Raw genomic sequence first — 19,754 nt, 5'->3', positions numbered from 1 at the left:
TGGAGAATGCAATGACTGATAAAGCGTTCGCCCAGGCCGATCCCGAGTGGCTGGCCTTGATCAGCGCAGCCCGTGAGTGGCTGTCCGGGCCGATCGGGCAATTTCTGCTGGAACAGGAGCGGCTTATGCTCGAAGAAGAGCTTGAGCGCTTCTTTGGCGGCTACCTGGTGCACTACGGCCCTTCGGCACAAACCCCGCCGCCCGCGCCCCAGGTGCAGCGCAATGTGCGCCTGGGCGCGCCGTTGCCGGGGGTCGAGATTGTCTGCGAAGAACAGGCCTGGCCTTTGAGCGAGCACGCCGCCGATGTGGTGGTGATGCAGCATGGCCTGGATTTCTGCCTGTCGCCCCATGGCTTGCTGCGTGAAGCGGCCAGCGCGGTGCGCCCGGGTGGCCATCTATTGATCGTCGGCATCAACCCCTGGAGCTCCTGGGGCCTGCGGCATGTCTTCGCCCATGATGCGCTGCGCCAGGCCCGCTGCATCTCGCCCTCGCGGGTCAGCGACTGGTTGAACCTGCTGGGCTTCGCGCTGGAGAAACGTCGCTTCGGGTGCTATCGTCCGCCGCTTGCTTCGCCCAAGTGGCAGGGCCGGTTGGCCGGTTGGGAGCGCCGTGCCGGGGCCTGGCAGTTGTCCGGGGGCGGTTTCTACCTGCTGGTAGCCCGTAAGATCGTGGTCGGGCTGCGACCGGTGAGCCAGGTCCGGCGCGAGCCCATCGGCAAACTGGTGCCAATGCCCCTGGCCAAGGTCAACCGGCGCTCCAGCGAGCAATAACTCACTTTTTGGCATTCAGGTCGTCGTGTGCGACCTCGGGAGCTGTCGGTCGATTACCGGCAACCCGCTTTGATGGATAGCGTAATGACCGATAGCGTAGAACTCTTTACCGACGGCGCCTGCAAGGGCAATCCTGGTCCGGGCGGCTGGGGCGCCTTGCTGGTGTGCAAGGGCGTGGAGAAGGAGTTGTGGGGCGGCGAACCCAACACCACCAACAACCGCATGGAGCTGATGGGCGCCATTCGCGGCCTGGAGGAGCTCAAGCGCCGTTGCGACGTGCTGCTGGTGACGGACTCGCAGTACGTCATGAAAGGCATCAACGAGTGGATGGTCAACTGGAAAAAACGCGGCTGGAAAACTGCAGCCAAGGAGCCGGTAAAGAACGCCGACCTATGGCAGTTGCTGGATGAACAGTGCAACCGCCATAACATCACCTGGAAATGGGTGCGCGGGCATATCGGCCACCCGGGCAACGAGCGGGCCGACCAATTGGCCAATCGTGGCGTGGATGACGTGCGCGGTTACAAGCAGAGCTGAGGTTCCCCATAGCCCTTGTTGGCTGGCGCGGTCCTGGATCTGGCAATCGCTGAAATCACAACGCCAGAATCCCCCGGGCGAGTTGCTCGTCCGTATCGCGTAACGCCGGCAAGGTGCGGCGAATGTGCTGCAATGCCGACTCCAGCTGGACACCCCGTATCTCGCCGTGGCTGGCAACAAACGCTGCGGCATCGTCCTTGGCCGCCAGTACGATCTTGTCATCCTTGAAGTTGCTGCTGGTGCCCTTGGTGGCACTCATCGACAGGCTGACCAGGGCGTCGGTGGTCATTACAAAGCTGGTGGCCTGGGCATGGGCAGCGCCCATCAGGCACAGGGCGAGCAGATAGTTTGGCTTGAGCATGGGTAGATTTTTACGCATCTGTAAGGAGCGGCGCAGGCTAACAAGGCGCTTGATAGCAAACTGCGCAAGCTTTGCTAAACCTTGTAAAAAACTGTTGGGCGAGGGCTCGCGGCGTTCCTCCAGGGGGCGCTCCGGTTATAGAGCGTGCTAATATCCCGCCCCTTGAAATACACACCGTTGAGAGCTGAACCCTGATGGCCATCCGATCCGTTGTACTCGATACCGAAACCACCGGCATGCCGGTGACCGATGGTCACCGGATCATTGAAATCGGCTGTGTCGAGTTGATGGGCCGCCGCCTTACCGGCCGGCATTTCCACGTGTACCTGCAACCGGACCGGGAAAGTGACGAAGGCGCCATTGGCGTCCACGGCATCACCAACGAATTCCTGGTGGGCAAGCCGCGCTTTGCGGAAGTTGCCGATGAGTTTTTCGAGTTCATCAACGGCGCGCAGTTGATCATCCACAACGCGGCGTTTGACGTGGGTTTCATCAACAACGAATTCGCGCTGATGGGCCAGACGGATCGGGCGGACATCACCCGTCACTGCTCGATCCTCGACACCCTGATGATGGCCCGTGAGCGCCACCCGGGCCAGCGCAACAGCCTCGACGCCTTGTGCAAACGCTATGGCGTCGACAACTCCGGCCGTGAACTGCACGGCGCCTTGCTCGACTCCGAGATTCTGGCGGACGTCTACCTGACCATGACGGGCGGGCAGACCAGCCTGTCCCTGGCCGGCAACGCCTCCGATGGCAACGGTTCGGCCGAAGGCTCGGGCAACCGACCTTCGGAAATCCGTCGCCTGCCGGCGGACCGCAAGCCCACGACCATCATCCGCGCCAGCGAGCAGGACATGGCCGAGCACGCGGCACGCCTGGAAGCCATCGCCAAGTCGGCGGGTGCGCCGGCGTTGTGGACCCAGTTGACCCAACACTAGTCGGGCCCGGCACGGTCTAAACATATCGGAGCAGGCTTGTATGGGAGCGGGCTTGCCCGCGATTACGGTTTGACAGCCAGTGCAGCTGTTACTGATCCACCGCCATCGCGGGCAAGCCCGCTCCCACATTGGTTCTGTATAGGCTTCGAAATCTTCATTCGCGACATTCGCTCCCAGCTTCTACCCTGAGTACATCGCTCTCAGGACGCCAAGCCCCATGTACAAAGACCTGAAGTTCCCTATCTTGATCGTGCACCGTGATATCAAGGCCGACACCGTCGCCGGTGATCGGGTCCGGGGCATCGCCCGGGAGCTGGAGCAAGAAGGTTTCAGTATCTTTTCTGCCGTGGACTATGCCGAGGGCCGGCTGGTGGCCTCGACCCATCATGGGCTGGCGTGCATGCTGATCGCCGCTGAAGGCGCAGGGGAAAATACCCATCTGCTGCAGAACATGGTCGAGCTGATCCGACTGGCGCGCCTGCGTGCGCCCAACCTGCCAATCTTTGCCCTGGGCGAGCAAGTCACCCTGGAAAATGCCCCGGCCGACGCCATGAGTGAACTCAACCAGCTGCGCGGCATTCTCTACCTGTTCGAAGACACCGTGCCATTTCTGGCCCGGCAGGTGGCCCGGGCGGCGCGTACTTACCTCGATGGCCTGCTGCCGCCATTCTTCAAGGCTCTGGTGCAGCACACGGCCGACTCCAACTACTCCTGGCATACCCCCGGCCACGGCGGTGGTGTTGCCTATCGCAAAAGCCCGGTGGGGCAGGCGTTTCATCAGTTTTTCGGGGAAAATACCCTGCGTTCGGACCTGTCCGTGTCGGTGCCGGAACTCGGCTCGCTGCTGGATCACACCGGCCCCTTGGCCGAAGCTGAAGCCCGTGCGGCGCGCAACTTTGGCGCCGACCATACCTTTTTCGTGATCAATGGTACGTCCACCGCCAATAAGATCGTCTGGCATTCCATGGTCGGCCGCGATGACCTGGTGCTGGTGGACCGCAACTGCCACAAGTCGGTGCTGCACTCGATCATCATGACCGGCGCGATCCCGCTGTACTTGTGCCCGGAGCGCAATGAGCTGGGGATCATCGGCCCGATTCCGCTGACCGAGTTCAGCCGCGAGTCGATTCTCGCGAAGATCGAGGCCAGCCCCTTGACCCGGGGCCGCGAGCCCAAGGTCAAGCTGGCGGTGGTGACCAACTCGACCTATGACGGCCTGTGCTACAACGCCGAGTTGATCAAGCAACAATTGGGCAACAGTGTCGAGGTCCTGCACTTTGACGAGGCCTGGTATGCCTACGCGGCCTTCCACGAGTTTTTCGCCGGGCGGTATGGCATGGGGACTTCGCGTACGCCCGATAGCCCGCTGGTGTTCACCACGCATTCGACCCACAAGTTGTTGGCGGCCTTCAGCCAGGCGTCGATGATCCATGTACAGGACGGCGGGGCACGGCAACTGGACCGTGACCGGTTCAATGAAGCGTTCATGATGCACATCTCTACCTCGCCGCAGTACAGCATCATTGCCTCGCTGGACGTGGCGTCGGCCATGATGGAAGGGCCGGCAGGGCGTTCGCTGCTCCAGGAAATGTTCGATGAGGCCCTGAGTTTCCGTCGGGCCCTGGCCAATCTGCGCCAGCATATTGCCGCCGATGACTGGTGGTTTTCCATCTGGCAGCCGCCTTCGGTGGCGGGCATTGATCGGGTGGCGACGGCCGACTGGTTGCTGCAGCCCGAGGCCGACTGGCATGGCTTTGGTGATATCGCCGAAGACTATGTGTTGCTCGACCCGATCAAGGTCACCCTGGTGATGCCCGGCCTTACGGCGGGCGGTGCCTTGAGTGACTGCGGAATCCCGGCGGCGGTGGTCAGTAAATTCCTCTGGGAGCGTGGCCTGGTGGTGGAAAAAACCGGGCTCTATTCATTCCTCGTGCTGTTTTCCATGGGGATCACCAAAGGCAAGTGGAGTACCCTGCTCACGGAATTGCTGGAGTTCAAGCGCAGTTACGACGCCAATAGCAGCCTGGCCAGTTGCCTGCCATCGGTGTTCGAGCAGGGCCCGACGCGCTACCAGGGCATGGGGTTGCAAGACTTGTGCGACCAGTTGCACGGCTGCTATCGCAGCAACGCCACGGCCAAGCACCTTAAGCGCATGTACACGGTGTTACCGGAAATCGCCATGAAACCGGCCGATGCCTATGACCAACTGGTGCGCGGTGAAGTCGAGGCCGTGTCCATAGATGCCTTGCCAGGGCGTATCGCCGCCGTGATGCTGGTGCCTTATCCGCCGGGCATTCCGCTGATCATGCCGGGGGAGCGCTTTACCGAATCGACGCGCTCGATTATCGACTACCTGGCCTTTGCCCGGGAGTTCGATAGCAGCTTCCCGGGGTTTGTCGCCGATGTGCATGGTTTACAACACGAAGACGACGGCAACGGTCGTTGTTACACCGTCGATTGCATCAAGTGTTAAGGATGGTTATGCAAGCTGTAGTGAATCCGAAGTACCCGGGGCTCAGTGTACGAGTCGCCGACGAGGGATTTGACGCCTACGTGTGGGGCAATGATTTCAGCTTTGAGGTGTGCGTATATGGCACGCCGGAACTGGGCAAGCCAGTTGATCAGTGGGCGGTGGAGCAGATCCTGCCGTACCGCAAATGCTACGGCATCGATCCGGAGGAGTTCGCCAGCTATCGCGATGCCGCCGACAGCGCGGTATTCATGGCTTACCTGGATGATCGGCCGGTTGGCCATATCGTCGTCAGTACCAATTGGAACGGCTATGCCCATGTCGATGAATTGGCGGTGGTGCTGCCGGCACGCCGGCATGGCGTGGCCAAGGCTTTGCTCGACGTGGCACAGTTCTGGAGCCGCAAGAAAAACCTGCCGGGGATGATGCTGGAGACCCAGAACAACAACCTCGGGGCCTGTCGGCTGTATGAACGCAGCGGCTACGTCATGGGCGGGATCGACCATCTGCGTTATCGCGGGATTGATCCGCAGACGCGTGAGGTGGCGATTTTCTGGTATCGCTTGTTCGGCTGAGCCCCACCCAGGCGGGGGCTAATTGACCGGCGACAACAGGCCCTGCGCTTTGTGCGTGACAATCTCCAGCAACGCATTGAGCGCCGGGCTCGGGCTGCTGTCCTTGACCGTCAAGCCATACAGGCTTACCAGGATCGGCGGTGATAAAGGGCAGGTATCCAGCCCGGCCTCACGCGCGCCACTGGCGGTGAAGGGATCGACCACCGCTAACCCTTCGCCGGCCTCGACCATGCTGCGCATCATCTGATAGGTCTGCACCCGTGTCTGGATTACCGGCAACGGGCGCAGCGCCTGTAATTTACTGTCCAGCAACTGGCTCAACGGGTCCTGGCCCTCCAGGCCGATCATCGACTGGCCGGCCAATTCTTGCAGGGCGATGTATTTCTGCCGTGGCTTGAGCCAGCCATGGGGCGCCAACAACTGCAACTTGCCCTGGGCCAGCACGGTACTGGTGATTTGCGGGTGTTCGGGATCATGCAGGCTCAGGCCCAGGTCGGCCTCTTGCAGCAACAGGCTCCTGACGATGTCGCGGGTCGGTTGGCTGGACAGGTTGCAGGGGGTGTCCTGGAAACGCCGACGCAACAGCGCAATGCTTTGCGGCAGCAATTGATTGGCCAGCGGCGGTGTACAGAGCGTGCGCAGCGGCGGCGCATGATGATGCTTGAGGCTGCTGGCCAGGCGTTGTATCGGTTCCAGGGCTTCGTAGAGATGGGCGATCTGTGCCTGCATCGCCAGGGTTTCCCGGGTGGCCTGCAACCGCCCGCGGACGCTGGCAAACAGCATGAATCCCAGTTGCTGCTCAGCGTCCTTGAGGGTGGCGTCCACATCGGACACAGCCAGTTGCAACCATTCGGCGGCGGTGCCGAGGTGTCCGGTCTGCAAAATGGCTTGAATCACTTCGATATGACGTAAACGCATGCATGAAGTCCATGTTCAGCAGGTAAGGGATTCACCGGGTGAATCCTAACCCAAGTCCGCTCATATGACTTCTGCCTGGAGGCACAGCCTTATCAAACAGGCGTGTTTTCGGGCTCGCGGGTCAGCGAAACCTGCGACTGGACCAGCACAAAGGTGTTGTCATCGACTTTGTTGACCCGATCACCAATCGCCAGTTTGTAGGAAATGACAGGTTCTGAACCGCCGTCTGTCGAGGTGGACTCCTGGAATTCATGCACGGAATAAACGCGGCCTTCCGCGTCGCGGGCATGGAATTGTCCGACAAGTACTGCTGCCATCTGTTTAGAACCTCTGGAGAAAAACACCGATTTGCGGTTCTGTAGACCGTCATTAAGGCGGGTAGTTTACCTACATAGAAAAAATACTATTCGATGATGTGCTGCTTATTTTTCCTACAGGTAGATCACGGCGCAAAACAGCCGCCGATTGGCCACAACCTGCTGGTGATAGGCCGGCTAAGGCTCTATAACTACAGGTTCCTTTAGTCAGATGTCGGGAAAGCCCCATGAGCAAGGTCTACACGATTGCCGTACTGGTCGGCAGCTTGAGAAAACAGTCGATCAACCGCAAGGTCGCCCAGGCATTGGCGCAATTGGCGCCTGCAAACCTCAAGCTCAGCATCGTCGAAATCGGCGAATTGCCGCTGTATAACGAAGACCTTGATGGCTCAGCGCCGCATGCCGCCTACAGCACCTTCCGCCAGCAGGTGGCTGCGGCCGATGCGGTGCTGTTTGTCACCCCCGAATACAATCGCTCGGTGCCGGCGGCCTTGAAGAATGCCATTGATGTGGGTTCGCGTCCTTATGGCCAGAGCGTCTGGAGCGGCAAGCCAGGTGCGGTCATCAGCGTTTCACCGGGGGCCATTGGTGGGTTCGGCGCCAACCACCATTTGCGCCAGTCCCTGGTGTTCCTGGATGTGCCGTGCATGCAGCAGCCAGAAGCCTACCTGGGAGGCGCGGGCAGTGCGTTCGATGAGGCGGGCAAACTGTCGGAGAAAACCAAACCGTTCCTGCAGGCGTTTATTGATGCCTATGGCCAGTGGGTAACGAAACAGAAGGGCTGACCGATCGGCAAGACCCAGGCATCGCGCCTGGGTCTTTTGCTACGGTCAGCTCAATTGGTCGGCCAGGTGCAACGCCTGCCGCCCGATAAATTTGCATGCAGGGTTTCTGGAAGCCCAAGGTCTGCGCCTGGCACTGTTGCGTTGGTGAAAAGAGGCCTATGCGGGTTCCCTAGACTGGAACTTAAAAGTGTTTCAAAGATAATTCGGCATTACATGTTGAAGTGTCCTACATGTATTCGATCCTCAGATGAGTAAGATCCAAGCGCCCTGGAAGTATAAACGGCCTCGTCACTCTACCTGTGCCTAAGGTGCTTTAGTCCAATTCACTGGTTTGAAACATCAGGAGTATTAATAAATGGAATCCTTGCTGTGTCAGGACGGCTTTCTATACCGATTTTTCGGGATATCAGAGTCCTTCCCTGAACATATCGCTATCAGGAATCTGGATGTCGACACAGGGATTGTGACATATCGCGAGTTACGACTAAAAGCCGAGCAGTGTAACGGTGCGCTCGGCACTTTAAATATCTTGCCGGGCGACAAAGTTGCACTTGTTCTACCCAGCGGTGTTGAATTTATCGCTTATTTTTTAGCGATCGTTGGACGTGGTGCAATTCCGGTCATTCTTAACTACAAGTTGACGCCATTTGAAATGGCGAGTGTGGTGGGCAGCGCCAGGCCTGTGCTGGTTGTGACAACAGCTGCGCTTTTCGAAAAACACAGCGAAATATTCCAACTCGCCAACGGCGTTCGTCACTCCTTGTTATTGGACGTGGGTGAGTCCTCATCGCTGCCTGAAAATGCGACGCCTGATGTTCAGCTTATGTGTCGCAACGAACCGCTGGTATTGCCTGAAGGCAACCCAGTCGTCTCGATACAGTTCACTTATCGGGGCACCGGCAAACCGCTGGCGGTTCCTCACCGCTACCTTGACGTGACGCATGCAATCGACGGCATGCACGAGCATATTCATCGCCAAGGGGTCGGCTCCGTCCATCTGGTCACGCTGCCGCTGCACGCCATCTTCGGGCTGTCGGCGATGATGATCTTTCCATTGAGCGTGGGCGCCACGCTGTTGATGACCGATACCTTGCTCAACAGGGACCTGGCAGAAGTTCTGTCCCGGCATAAGGTCACCTATACCTGCCTGGTGCCTGATGTCATTCGCTATTTCAATAGCCGACTGGCCAAGCGCAAAGGCGCGCTGTTGCCGATGCACCCTCAACTGATGATTTACTCAGGCGGTAGCCATCTACCCGCGGACGAAGCGGAGAAACTGGGGCGGTTGCTGGGCTGCAAACCGGTATTGCAGGGCTACGGCTTGACCGAGAGCATGCCCGTGCTGCTACAGAGTACGCTTGGCGTCGCGCAGCGCGGTGCCATGGGGCAGCCGATCAGGGGCGTGGAGCTGCGCGTCGTCGATGCTCAAGGGCAAGACGTCGCACCAGGGCGGATCGGCGAATTGCTGGTACGCGGGTCGATGGTGATTGACGGTTACGACGATGCCGAAGAAGCCAATAAGCGGTTCTTCCGTGACGGCTGGCTGCACACGGGTGACCTGGTTTGGCGCGATGACGATGGGCATGTGTTTTTCTATCGTCAACGCTTACGCATCTCAAAGATCAAAGCGCAGATGGTCGATCTGTTGGAGGTCGAATCCGTCGCCATGCAACACCCCGATGCGGTGCGTGCAAAAGCCTACATCGTTCCCGACCACAAAGAGGTCAACGCATTGCACCTATGTGTCGGGGGGCGTGCCGGGCTGACTCAGAGCGCAATTTCCACGCTGCTTTCCCAGCACCTCTCGGGGTTCAAACTGCCCAAGACCATTGAGATCATCGTCCTCAAGGAGCACAGCCATGCAAGCTGATGGCACGCCACCGGTATTGGCGGTGTTTGACTTTGACGGCACGCTCTCCGACCGGCATACGTTCTGGCGCTATATGCGTTACGTCGCGGGAACAAAAATGTTCTGGCTCAAAATGATCTGGCTGCTGCCAAAAGTGTTCAGCGTGATTCTGGGCGTGACCCCGCTGATGCAGGCTCGATTGGCGTTTATTGCGCGTTACCTGGGTGGCGTGTCGGTGGAGCAGGAGCGTGAGCACGCGCGGCATTTCGTGACTGAGCAATTGCCACGCTGGATCAGGCCCGAGGCGCTGCGCCGGCTGCAATGGCATCAATCCATGGGGCATGTCACGGCGCTGGTCAGCAACTCGCCAGAGAACTACCTGGCTCCCTGGGGGGCGGCAGTGGGGTTCGACTATGTGTGCGGCACTCGCCTGGAAACCGAGAGCGACAGGCTGACGGGGGGCATCTCAGGCACCAACTGTGTTGGGCCGGAGAAAGTCATACGGCTCAGAGGCTGCCTGGCCAACCTTGATGACTACTACATTTACGCCTACGGCGACTCATCCGGCGACGATGCCCTGCTCGGTATTGCCAACGCCCCCTTTTATCGAAACTGGTACTGACTTATGGGCGCCTCGAACACTTCAGTCCCCGGGCCATGCGCTGTGCCGACGACGGTCATGATCGTGGGTGCCGGACCTGTTGGCCTGCTACTGGCAAACCTACTGCAGAAATGGGGCGTTTCTTTCCGCCTTATTGACAAGAATGCCGGCCCTTCGACCGCCACCACGTCGCGGGTCGTGCATTCAAGAACCCTGGAAATGCTCCGGCACCTGGGGGTTGCCGAACAGGCTGTCAGCAACGGTTTTACGCTCAAGCAGTTTTCGCTGCAGGCGAACAGCAAACGGGTACCGAACGATAACTTCTCCTATCTGGATGCCTGTTACCCTTTTTTACTCAGCTTGCCAGCGTCGACGCTAGAGCAAATCCTGCTTGAGCGTCTTGATGCATCGGGCCTGGGTGTTGAGTGGAATACCGAACTGGTCGAACTGCAGAACCAGCCGCAATCCGTGCAGATGCTCCTGCATCATGCTGATGGCCGCGACGAACGTTTGAGCGCTCGCTGGATGGTCGCCTGCGACGGTGCTCATCGCCGCATTGCCACGTCCCAGCCGCGTCGTGTGCAGGCACTGCAGCACGATGCCGTGTTCCTGGCAGGCGATTCGGCGCCTATCGGCCACCCTCTGGCGGATCAGGCGATTAACCTGGGGATGGGGGAGGCCTATAACCTGTCGTGGAAAATCGCCTATGTCGATCAGGGCCTGGCAGCCCCCGCATTGCTGCAGAGCTATAACGAAGAGTGCTTCCCGACAACCTTGCGAGCCGAGAGCATGGTGTACCGAGTGCTTGTCTGGCTGCGGGATAACATCCTGCCACTGCTGGGTGACTGGCGCCCGCTCCAGCGCACGTTGGCCTCGATGATTTGTGCTCATCACTACCGCTACGGCAAAAGTACCGGTATTCAAGAGTCCCTGACGAACAAGCAGCGCGCGCATTGGAATAAAAAGGGCAGGAAGTCGCGGTTCCCGACCGCAGCGCCTCGCGCCGGCCAACTGGCTCCCGATATCGAGTTATGGCAACCCCCAGGTACGCCGCCAAGACGCTTGATGGATCTGTTCCAGGGAACGTTCACGTTACTGGTCTTCAGTGCGGCCGATCAATTTTCCTCTTTACTGCCGGGTTATTACGCACTGGCTGATGCAGTGCAGACGGATTACCCAGGTATCAAGGCCTACTGCGTTATTGATGCCCTCGGCAGTGCAGGGGCGCCGTTTCAACATTCGACGTTATTGGACCCGGACTGGCGCTTGCACAAGCGTTATCACGCGCGGGCAGGCACATTGATGCTGATTCGTCCTGACGGCTATATCGCTTTTCAGGGGCTGGATATAACTACGCTGATGACGTATCTGCACGTGCGATCCGGGCTGATCAAGGTGAACAAAAAAGCAACTTCCAGCAAGAATGATTTAACGGTGCTGCCGATTTAAACCTGTGTGCGCAGTTCATTAGTTTGCGCAAGGCCCGCGTTGGCCATGAACTGATAGTTTTTTTAAATAACCAAATTTAACTTCGGTTAGGAGGTCTCCATGCGCCTTGAACTTGGCGATGTTGTTCAGGAATTTATCGTGTCCAATGGAAAAATGGTCCAGAGTTATTTCTCTCTATCAGAGAGGATCATTGATTCGCTGGGCGACTCGGATACAGCGAAAGAATCAATATTGATGCGTTTGCTGGCTCAGGCCGAAACCGTCACGGTGCAGTATCTCAATGCTCACAAACAAGTACTTGAGGGCGCGTTTTCCCGTCGGGTTGAAGTACCGCTTAATCCAACGCTTGCACAGTTGGAAACGTCGTACTTGAACTCAGCCGCACTGGCAACGGCCACTCTTGATGAGCCAGGCAGTGCGCAATTGCCAGCTGTGGATGTCGAAGCCTCGGTGCTTGAACAACTGGCAATTATCACCGGTTTTACCGTAGACCAGATCGACCAGGAACAACCCTATGAAAGCCTGGGGCTGGACTCCCTGGTGCAGATGGAATTCCTCGAGTCGCTCGTCGACCTGTGGCCGGAACTCAAAGCCAGCGGCACTCAATTGCTCAACGCCAAGTGCCCGCAACACACTATCGCACTGATTAAAGCGGCTCTGGCCGCGCCCGAGTCGCCCCCTACGCCGGCAAGTGCTGCGCAAACGCCTGAGGCCCAGAGCGCTGAGCCGGCCTTCAGCCAACAACTGTTCGACGCCTTGGTACCGCTGATCCCGGGCGAGCCAAAAGCGTTCGATATTGATACGCCCTTCACCGAGCTGGGACTCAATGGTTTTGCCCGCGAAGCATTTTGCCAAGCACTGGCACAGCAGTGCTCTGCGAGCCAGTTTGCCGGTGACGCGTTGATGTCATGTCGTACGCCGCGGGACACGCTGTGGTTTTTGGAAAGGCTGAGCTGAGACTCGCCCCGCTGCAATTTTGGCAATCAGGAGGAAACGACATGCAGAGCACGGTGACACCAGAGGGGGATTTTTGCTTCAGCGCCATGGCTGGCGAGTTCCCTGGGGCGCCCTCAGTGGATGCGCTTTGGCACTTGCTGGCACAAGGGCAGATCGCGCCTCTGAATTCGATGCTGCCACGCTGGGAGCTGGATAAAGCGTCGATCTATTCAGCCACGGTCGGGGAAAAAAACCGCACCTATCTGGACAGTGCCTATTGCCTGTCTGATAGCGCAGCGACCCCTTCACGGTATGAAGGAAGGCAGGTCGCCATTGGCCGGAAAGTGCTGCAGGCACTCCTTGCCCAATTGACTGCACAAGGTTCGGCGTTGATCAGGGAGCGCACGGCGTTGGTCGTCGCGACGTCCTGGAGCGACGAGAGTTTTTTCCTTGCCCCCACATCGACTGACGCCCGTGCGCCACAGGGCTATGCGCCCGGCGAACAAGTGGCGGAGCTGGCGTTGACGCTGGGGCTGGGAGGGCCGGCGTTGTCCGTCGATACCGCCTGCAGTTCGTTCCCTTACGCGCTGAACATGGCCCAGGCCCTGGTCAACAGCGGGCAGGCGGATAACGCTATCGTGATGGCGTTGAACACGGTACTGCCGCTTCCACTTTTCCTGGGGTTTTCCCAGTTGACGGCGTTTTCACCCAGGGCCCGGATGCAGGCGTTCGGTCGCGACGCGGACGGTATTGTGCCGGGTGAGTGCGCGGTGGCTTTCCTGGTCGAGCCGGTATCCCAAGCCCTGCAGGCGCAGCGCCGCCCCCTGGGCATACTGCGCGCATTGGGGCTGTCGGCCGATGGCGCAGAGGGTTCAGTGTTTGCACCCGGCAAACAGGCCCAATATACGGCGTACCAACGCGCCTATCTCGGCCTGGACCCCGGCGCGGTGGACTATATCGAGACCCATGGCACGGGCACCCCGCTGGGTGATGCGACAGAACTCGACTCGCTGAACAGTTTCTTCGGTGCCTATCGGACCGAGGGTAAAAAATTACCCATAGGCTCGATCAAATCTGTCATTGGGCATCCCTTGGCGGCCGCAGGAGGTGCTTCGCTCGCCAAGACGTTGATGATACTGGCTCAAAAAACCATTCCACCCCAGCCCGACTACTCGCCAAGCGCCAAGGTCGATGAATCCTGCCTGCAACTTGCGAGCGGGCAGGGACAGCCCTTGGCTGATCGCCAGTCGGCGATTCGCATCGGCATCTCCAGCTTTGGTTTTGGCGGTGCCAACGCGCACCTGGTGGTGGATCAATACCTGCCCGGCAACCAGCCCATGGCCTCCCGAGTCAGCCCCGGCGTGCTGCTACTGGACCTGGGCATTGTCGAGGCGGAGGCGGCGATCGGCAGCCACTTCTCGTTACACTCACTCAAGCAACAACTTGATCAGCCTGCGGCCCCCTTGGTTGGTTTTCCCCACGGGCGCTTTGTTGATTACCCGGCCACTTCGGTTCAGCCGTTGCCAGGGCGATTCCTGGCGCAGGACCACGTCATTGATATCGATGGCTTCGGCATGGGCCCCAAACTGCTGGCCAGTGTCGATCCGTTCAAACTGTTGATCACCGATCGCATCAATCACTTACTGCGCCGCCTGCCAGGGGTAGCCGGCTCACCCGAGACCGCGATGGTCATGTGCTGTAACTTGGGCGGCGCGCACTTCAGTAACGCCTATAGCCGTATTCACAACTTCTTCGGCCGGGCACAGGGCATGCCACCCGAGCAGGATGCGGCGGACGTGGCAACCAGTTTGCCGAGCATGTTGTCGGGGTACCCGGCGAAAATTTTCGACTTCAAGGGATTTCATCAGACATTGGTCGGCACGCCTGGGCTGTTCTGGCACGCCCTGCTGGCCTCGCAACAATGGTTCAAGGAAGGCATCACCACGCTGTTGCTCGGTGCGGGGCGCTTCATCAGTGCGCCAGCCGAAATCGAGCGCGTTCGGCAGTCACCGACCCTGCAGGGGGAGGGCATGGGGGTGTTCGCTTTGCGGCCCTATCGAGCGCAAACCAGTGACACACCTGTGCTGGTGATCCGCGCAGCGGTCTTGGGCCATGTCGCCACCTCCCTGGAAGCGGCGTGCGCACGTCTGGGCCGGGCGCGAAGCGATGTCCAGCATGTTGAGGTGTGTGAGTTGCAGCCGGCGGCCGCCCCTGTCGGCGGTTCATGGCAAGCCATGACCGGTTGCCTGGCTGAAGCCACCGGCGTCGAAACCCTGTTGGCCGTGATGATGAATGCGTCGGTTCACTCGGTGATCGAGGTGCGCCAGGCCGGCAAGCCGGTGATGTGGTTATTCACCGAGAAACTGCGGGAGTGGGGGATCACCGCCCCCGAATGCCCGCCAGCCATCAAGCGCCCCTTTGAATTGCGCTTCGCGTACCCGCAGCCTCAGGCGTTGCAGTCATTCATCGGGCCTGACCGTCCTGCCAGCCCTGTGGTTGATTTGCAAAACGATGAGACAGGCGTGCTGGCACGCAGCGATCAACTGACAGAGACGCTGCTCTCGGCGCTGCGTGTCAGGGTGCGTGCCATCGAAGCGCTTTGCGCCCTGCGCCGTGACGCTCACGCCCGGCCTGCCGAGCACTGGCAGCGCAGCCCGGAAAACATCGTGATCAGCAATGTTCAACGCAGTGCGCAGTCACTGCACGCGCAATTGCTGGTGAATGAAGCGCACCCCTATTTTTTTGATCACCCACTGGACCATGTCCCCGGCATTCTATTGATCGAGGGGGTATTGCAGTTGACCGAACTCGCCATGCCTCCACGCAGTGGCCGGGTCGCGTATGTCAACGACCTGACGATCAAGTTCCAGCGGTACGTACAAAAAGAAGGGGCAATTGACCTGCAACTGGCATACGACCAAGACCTCCAGGTATTTCGCGCGAAGGTCCGGCAAGCCGGCAAGCTCATGTGCACCTGCACCCTGGGCATTGCATACAGCTCGGCACACGAGGCGTTGCCCGCCGCCCCGTTCACTGCGACCGCCTGCCGCGACAAGGCTCTGCTGCACAAGGACAGACAAGAAAACGTTCTGGTCAGCGACATGAGCGATGTCGCTCGGGGCTTGAGCGTCGAAACCCTTCAACCGGCCAACGAGCACTTTTTCCGCAAGGGCGGCCCCAAGCATTACTCGATGGTGTATTTCCTTGAAGTTGCGCGCCAGTGCTTCATGCAGATTGCTCACACCCACCGACGCATCCCGCTGGGCACCCCGATGAACCTGCTGGCCTTGAGTTTCACGCTGGATCGACCGATTCCGACGAACAGCCCCTTGCTACTGGCGCCACAAGGCAGCTTCGAGGCGCCTGAGCCGTCATTCAAAACCAACCAGGTCTGTATTGATCTGTTCAATCGGGGAGAAAAAATCGGTCAAGCCGTCATTACCGCTCAATTGCTGAGTCGGGCTCACGCTGGCGCATAACCGCGCTTGCCCTCAACCCCGGCAAAGCCGTGTCCGCACGGCGTAAAACCAAAAAAGCCCTGACAGGTCAGGGCTTTTTCATTGGCTGGCGCTTAGCGCCGACGGAACAGCGGCAGCGGTTCATCCGTAGCCGCCTGGTACGTCACCGAAAAGTCCTTGAGACTTTCCAGCGCTTCATACGGGTCTTTGTCAGCGCGCAAGGCGTAGGCATCGAAGCCGCAGCGATGCAGGTAGAACAACTGGTCGCGCAGCACATCGCCAATCGCCCGCAGTTCGCCCTTGTAACCGTAGCGGTCACGCAGCAGGCGCGCGTTGGAGTAGTTGCGCCCGTCGGTGAAGGCCGGGAAATTCAGGGCGATGACCTGGAAGTGTTGCACGTCATCGCCGATTTCCTCGGCTTCTTCATCGGCGTCCAGCCACACACCCAGGCCGCCATCGCGGGCCTTGAGGGCATGACCATGCTCGCGCCACAGGGCCAGTGGCACGATCAGGTCGTCGCAGTTGGAGATGCCATCGAACGTCGCGTCCTTGGGCAACAGGTGCCAGGTTTCGTCGACGACTTCGTTGTTCTTAATGATTCGCTGCATAGACGCGCTCCTTGAACAGGTCAATGCCAATGCGCTGGTAGGTGTCGATGAAGCGCTCATCTTCGGTGCGCTGTTCGATATAAACGTCGATCAGCTTGCCGATCACCTCGGGCATGGCTTCCTGGGCGAAGGATGGGCCGAGGATCTTGCCCAGGCTCGCATCGCGGCTGGCGCTGCCACCCAGGGACACTTGGTAGAATTCTTCGCCTTTCTTGTCCACCCCGAGGATGCCGATGTGGCCGACGTGGTGGTGACCACAGGCGTTCATGCACCCGGAGATGTTCAGGTCCAGCTCGCCGATGTCGAACAGGTAGTCCAGGTCGTCGAAACGGCGCTGGATCGACTCGGCAATGGGAATTGACTTGGCGTTGGCCAGGGAGCAGAAGTCGCCACCCGGGCAGCAGATGATATCGGTCAGCAGGCCAATGTTCGGCGTGGCGAAACCGCCTTCGCGCAGCTCACCCCACAGGGTGAACAGTTGGCTCTGCTCAACGTCCGCGAGGATGATGTTTTGCTCGTGGGACGTACGCAGTTGGCCGAAGCTGTAGCGCTCGGCCAGGTCAGCGACGGCGTCCAGCTGCTTGTCGGTGATATCGCCAGGTGCTACGCCAGTCGGCTTGAGCGACAGGGTCACGGCCACATAGCCCGGCTGCTTGTGCGCCAGGGTGTTGCGGGTACGCCAGCGGGCAAAGCCCGGGTGCTGCTGGTCGAGTGCGGCCAGTTCGGCGTCCTGGTTGTCCAGGGCCTTGTAGTGCGGGTCGACAAAGTGCTTGGCCACGCGATGCACTTCGGCATCGGTCAGGGTGGTCTGGCCGCCGCGCAGGTGTTCCATCTCGGCGTCGACCTTCTGGGCAAACACCTCGGGGGTGAGGGCCTTGACCAGGATCTTGATGCGCGCCTTGTACTTGTTGTCCCGACGGCCATAGCGGTTGTACACGCGCAGGATGGCGTCGAGATAGCTCAACAGGTCTTGCCAGGGCAGGAATTCATTGATGAATGCGCCCACCACCGGGGTACGCCCCAGGCCGCCGCCCACCAGGACGCGGAAGCCCAGTTCGCCGGCAGCGTTGTACACCGGCTCCAGGCCGATATCGTGGACTTCGATCGCGGCACGGTCGGAAGCCGAGCCATTGATGGCGATCTTGAATTTACGCGGCAGGTAGGCAAATTCTGGGTGGAACGTAGTCCACTGCCGAACGATCTCGCACCACGGGCGCGGGTCGATCACTTCATCGGCGGCCACGCCGGCAAACTGGTCTGTCGTCACGTTGCGCAGGCAGTTACCGCTGGTCTGAATGGCGTGCATCTGCACGGTGGCCAATTCAGCCAGGATGTCCGGCACGTCTTCCAGGGCCGGCCAGTTGAACTGCACGTTCTGGCGGGTACTGATATGGGCATAGCCCTTGTCGAAGTCACGGGCGATCTTGGCCATCATGCGCGTCTGGCGCGAAGTCAGTTGGCCGTAAGGCACGGCCACCCGCAGCATCGGCGCAAAGCGCTGGACATAAAGGCCATTTTGCAGGCGCAGAGGGCGGAACTCTTCTTCGCTCAGTTCACCTGCCAGATAGCGTCGGGTCTGATCACGGAACTGCTTGACGCGGTCCTCGATGATGCGCTGATCGTATTCGTCGTATACGTACATATAGGTCCTGTTCTCGGCAAATCTGCGCGCACGGCCGCGCACTCCCAACGGAGCCGCCGAACGATACCAGCTTGCGTTTATGCGCAAAAGTGATGTTTTAGTATATGCACATAACCAAATAGCCTAATGAGAACGGTTATTGCGATACCCACATTTGTCATGCGGGCAATCATCGACTTTACTGTGGTCGAGTCTTAATGCAATCAGCCATAAAACCGACAAGAGGCGATGCGATGAGCAATCCAACCAAAGCCCGCAAACCCGACAGCAGTGTGGATGCCTGGGCGATTCTGTTCCTGATTATCCTGGTGGTTGCCACCGCCGTGTTCTGGGTCAGCCATCAATAGGGAGCGCTGATCGCCACGCAACTGTCCTACTATCTGACAAATAGCCAAGATCAAAAGGCTCATTGCCATTATTATGATCGGTCAATTTCCAGGGTGCGGGCAGTAATGTTGAAGGTTCTCTGTGGGTGCTTGTGGTGGGTGGGGCTGACGTTCGGGACGATCGCTCATGCCACGTCGGTGGTGTTTCTCAACCCCGGCCTGTCCACTGAAACCTTCTGGGTCAGCTATTCGCAATTCATGCAGGCCGCAGCCAAGGACCTCGGCCTGGATTTGCGTGTGCGCTATTCGGAGCGCAACGGGCAGAACACCTTGCAACAAGCCCGCGAAGCACTGCAAGGCCCCAATTCCCCGGATTACCTGGTGGTGGTCAATGAGCAGTACATCGCCCCGCAGATTTTGCGGATGGCCCAGGGCAGCCCGGTCAAGTTACTGATCGTCAACAATGCCCTGACCCCGGACCAGGTGCAGTTGCTGGATGCCGGCAAATACCCCAACTGGATCGGCAGCATCACCGCCAACGACGAGGAGGGCGGCTACCTGATGCTCAAGGAGCTGCTGCGTCAGCACGGCCCGGTTCCGGCGGGCGAAACCCTCCAATTGCTGGCATTTTCCGGTGCCAAGAATACCCCCACTTCCCAGGCCCGTGAGCAGGGCCTGCGGCGGGCCTTGGGCGAATACCCGCAAGTGCATCTGCGCCAGTTGGTTTATGGCGAATGGAGCCGTCAGCGCGCCTTCGAGCAAGCAACCCTGATGTACAAGCGCTACCCGCAGGCCACGCTGGTCTGGTCGGCCAATGATGAAATGGCCTTCGGCGCCATGCAGGCCTTGAGTGGCAGTGGGCGCACGCCCGGCAAGGAGGTGTTGTTCAGCGCGATCAACAGTTCCCCCGAGGTGTTGCAGGCGCGCTTGCAAGGGCGGATCAGTGCGCTGGTGGCCGGGCATTTTACGCTCGGTGGCTGGGCCATGGTGCTGCTGCATGACGACGCCAGTGGGGTGGACATTCAACGCCATGGCGGGCGCGAGCGTCAGGTGAGGTTATTTCAGTTGATTGACAGGCCACAGGCCCAGCACCTGCTGGACCTGCGTAACCACGAGGGCGACGGGGTGAATTTTCGCGCACTGTCGGCTCAGGGCAAGCCCGCGGCCTACCAGTACCCCTTCAGCTTGAAGATGCTGTGGAAGTAAGCGCG

Annotated in this window: 17 protein-coding genes; 12 read left to right on the top strand and 5 right to left on the bottom strand. The window is 59.5% G+C overall.

Annotated elements, in window-relative coordinates:
- The first annotated feature begins 11 nt into the window (after positions 1–11).
- Positions 12–770, top strand: coding sequence for a methyltransferase domain-containing protein (locus HBR94_RS03130; protein ID WP_057436800.1), 759 nt, complete (start codon positions 12–14; stop codon positions 768–770).
- An 84-nt stretch (positions 771–854) separates the two neighbouring features.
- Complete coding sequence (gene rnhA / locus HBR94_RS03125) at positions 855–1,307, top strand: ribonuclease HI (RefSeq protein WP_057436798.1); 453 nt, start codon at positions 855–857, stop codon at positions 1,305–1,307.
- A gap of 55 nt (positions 1,308–1,362) precedes the next feature.
- On the opposite strand, the gene HBR94_RS03120 is transcribed toward rnhA, so the two are convergent.
- The gene (locus HBR94_RS03120; protein WP_057436795.1) at positions 1,363–1,668 is read right to left on the bottom strand and encodes a DUF2388 domain-containing protein; all 306 of its coding nucleotides are present in this window, start codon (positions 1,666–1,668) and stop codon (positions 1,363–1,365) included.
- Positions 1,669–1,868: 200 nt separating this feature from the next.
- On the opposite strand from HBR94_RS03120, the gene dnaQ reads away from it, so the two are divergent.
- The 3 genes from dnaQ to HBR94_RS03105 all read left to right on the top strand — a co-directional run bounded on the left by dnaQ (position 1,869) and on the right by HBR94_RS03105 (position 5,654).
- Positions 1,869–2,609, top strand: a complete 741-nt coding sequence (gene dnaQ, locus HBR94_RS03115; protein WP_162947798.1) for a DNA polymerase III subunit epsilon — start codon at positions 1,869–1,871, stop codon at positions 2,607–2,609.
- A 217-nt stretch (positions 2,610–2,826) separates the two neighbouring features.
- The gene (locus HBR94_RS03110) at positions 2,827–5,082 is read left to right on the top strand and encodes an Orn/Lys/Arg decarboxylase N-terminal domain-containing protein (protein ID WP_115128315.1); all 2,256 of its coding nucleotides are present in this window, start codon (positions 2,827–2,829) and stop codon (positions 5,080–5,082) included.
- Positions 5,083–5,090: 8 nt separating this feature from the next.
- Positions 5,091–5,654 carry a GNAT family N-acetyltransferase gene (locus HBR94_RS03105; RefSeq protein ID WP_057436789.1) on the top strand — a complete coding sequence of 188 codons (564 nt, stop codon included), beginning with the start codon at positions 5,091–5,093 and terminating at the stop codon, positions 5,652–5,654.
- Between the two features lie 18 nt (positions 5,655–5,672).
- Here the strand turns inward: HBR94_RS03105 and HBR94_RS03100 are convergent, their stop codons facing one another.
- Together HBR94_RS03100 and HBR94_RS03095 are read right to left on the bottom strand one after the other, a co-directional pair.
- Entirely contained in the window at positions 5,673–6,572 is a 900-nt protein-coding gene (locus HBR94_RS03100; protein WP_057959400.1) for a LysR substrate-binding domain-containing protein, read from the bottom strand.
- A 92-nt stretch (positions 6,573–6,664) separates the two neighbouring features.
- Complete coding sequence (locus tag HBR94_RS03095; protein WP_057436787.1) at positions 6,665–6,889, bottom strand: hypothetical protein; 225 nt, start codon at positions 6,887–6,889, stop codon at positions 6,665–6,667.
- A 227-nt stretch (positions 6,890–7,116) separates the two neighbouring features.
- Here HBR94_RS03095 and HBR94_RS03090 point away from each other — a divergent pair, with 227 nt between their 5' ends.
- The 6 genes from HBR94_RS03090 (at position 7,117) to HBR94_RS03065 (ending at position 15,988) form a co-directional block, all read left to right on the top strand.
- Positions 7,117–7,674: an NAD(P)H-dependent oxidoreductase gene (locus tag HBR94_RS03090; RefSeq protein WP_170044134.1), complete on the top strand. Its 558-nt coding sequence runs from the start codon at positions 7,117–7,119 to the stop codon at positions 7,672–7,674.
- Between the two features lie 355 nt (positions 7,675–8,029).
- Positions 8,030–9,544 carry a class I adenylate-forming enzyme family protein gene (locus HBR94_RS03085; protein WP_170044133.1) on the top strand — a complete coding sequence of 505 codons (1,515 nt, stop codon included), beginning with the start codon at positions 8,030–8,032 and terminating at the stop codon, positions 9,542–9,544.
- On the top strand, positions 9,534–10,145 hold the full coding sequence (locus tag HBR94_RS03080; RefSeq protein ID WP_170044132.1) for an HAD family hydrolase: 612 nt from the start codon (positions 9,534–9,536) through the stop codon (positions 10,143–10,145). The genes HBR94_RS03085 and HBR94_RS03080 overlap by 11 nt, the downstream gene beginning before the upstream one ends.
- Positions 10,146–10,202: 57 nt before the next feature.
- Positions 10,203–11,573: an FAD-dependent monooxygenase gene (locus HBR94_RS03075; RefSeq protein WP_170044131.1), complete on the top strand. Its 1,371-nt coding sequence runs from the start codon at positions 10,203–10,205 to the stop codon at positions 11,571–11,573.
- Positions 11,574–11,672: 99 nt separating this feature from the next.
- Positions 11,673–12,530 (top strand): polyketide synthase, encoded by an 858-nt coding sequence (locus HBR94_RS03070; protein WP_170044130.1) that lies wholly within the window; start codon positions 11,673–11,675, stop codon positions 12,528–12,530.
- 41 nt (positions 12,531–12,571) lie between these two features.
- Positions 12,572–15,988: a beta-ketoacyl synthase N-terminal-like domain-containing protein gene (locus HBR94_RS03065; protein ID WP_170044129.1), complete on the top strand. Its 3,417-nt coding sequence runs from the start codon at positions 12,572–12,574 to the stop codon at positions 15,986–15,988.
- Positions 15,989–16,080: 92 nt separating this feature from the next.
- Here HBR94_RS03065 and HBR94_RS03060 read toward each other — a convergent pair whose 3' ends face one another.
- Both HBR94_RS03060 and HBR94_RS03055 read right to left on the bottom strand, forming a co-directional pair.
- The gene (locus HBR94_RS03060; RefSeq protein ID WP_029291397.1) at positions 16,081–16,575 is read right to left on the bottom strand and encodes a DUF934 domain-containing protein; all 495 of its coding nucleotides are present in this window, start codon (positions 16,573–16,575) and stop codon (positions 16,081–16,083) included.
- On the bottom strand, positions 16,559–18,217 hold the full coding sequence (locus HBR94_RS03055) for a nitrite/sulfite reductase (RefSeq protein WP_170044128.1): 1,659 nt from the start codon (positions 18,215–18,217) through the stop codon (positions 16,559–16,561). The genes HBR94_RS03060 and HBR94_RS03055 overlap by 17 nt, the downstream gene beginning before the upstream one ends.
- A gap of 452 nt (positions 18,218–18,669) precedes the next feature.
- Between HBR94_RS03055 and HBR94_RS03050 the strand changes: the two genes are divergently transcribed.
- Positions 18,670–19,749 (top strand): ABC transporter substrate-binding protein, encoded by a 1,080-nt coding sequence (locus HBR94_RS03050; protein WP_170044127.1) that lies wholly within the window; start codon positions 18,670–18,672, stop codon positions 19,747–19,749.
- The last annotated feature ends 5 nt before the right edge of the window (positions 19,750–19,754 follow it).

It is taken from the genome of Pseudomonas sp. WS 5412 (genome assembly GCF_012985615.1).
GTDB lineage: Bacteria > Pseudomonadota > Gammaproteobacteria > Pseudomonadales > Pseudomonadaceae > Aquipseudomonas > Aquipseudomonas shahriarae.
Note: the sequence above shows the minus strand (reverse complement) of the source record. Positions and strands in the feature narration are given on the sequence as shown.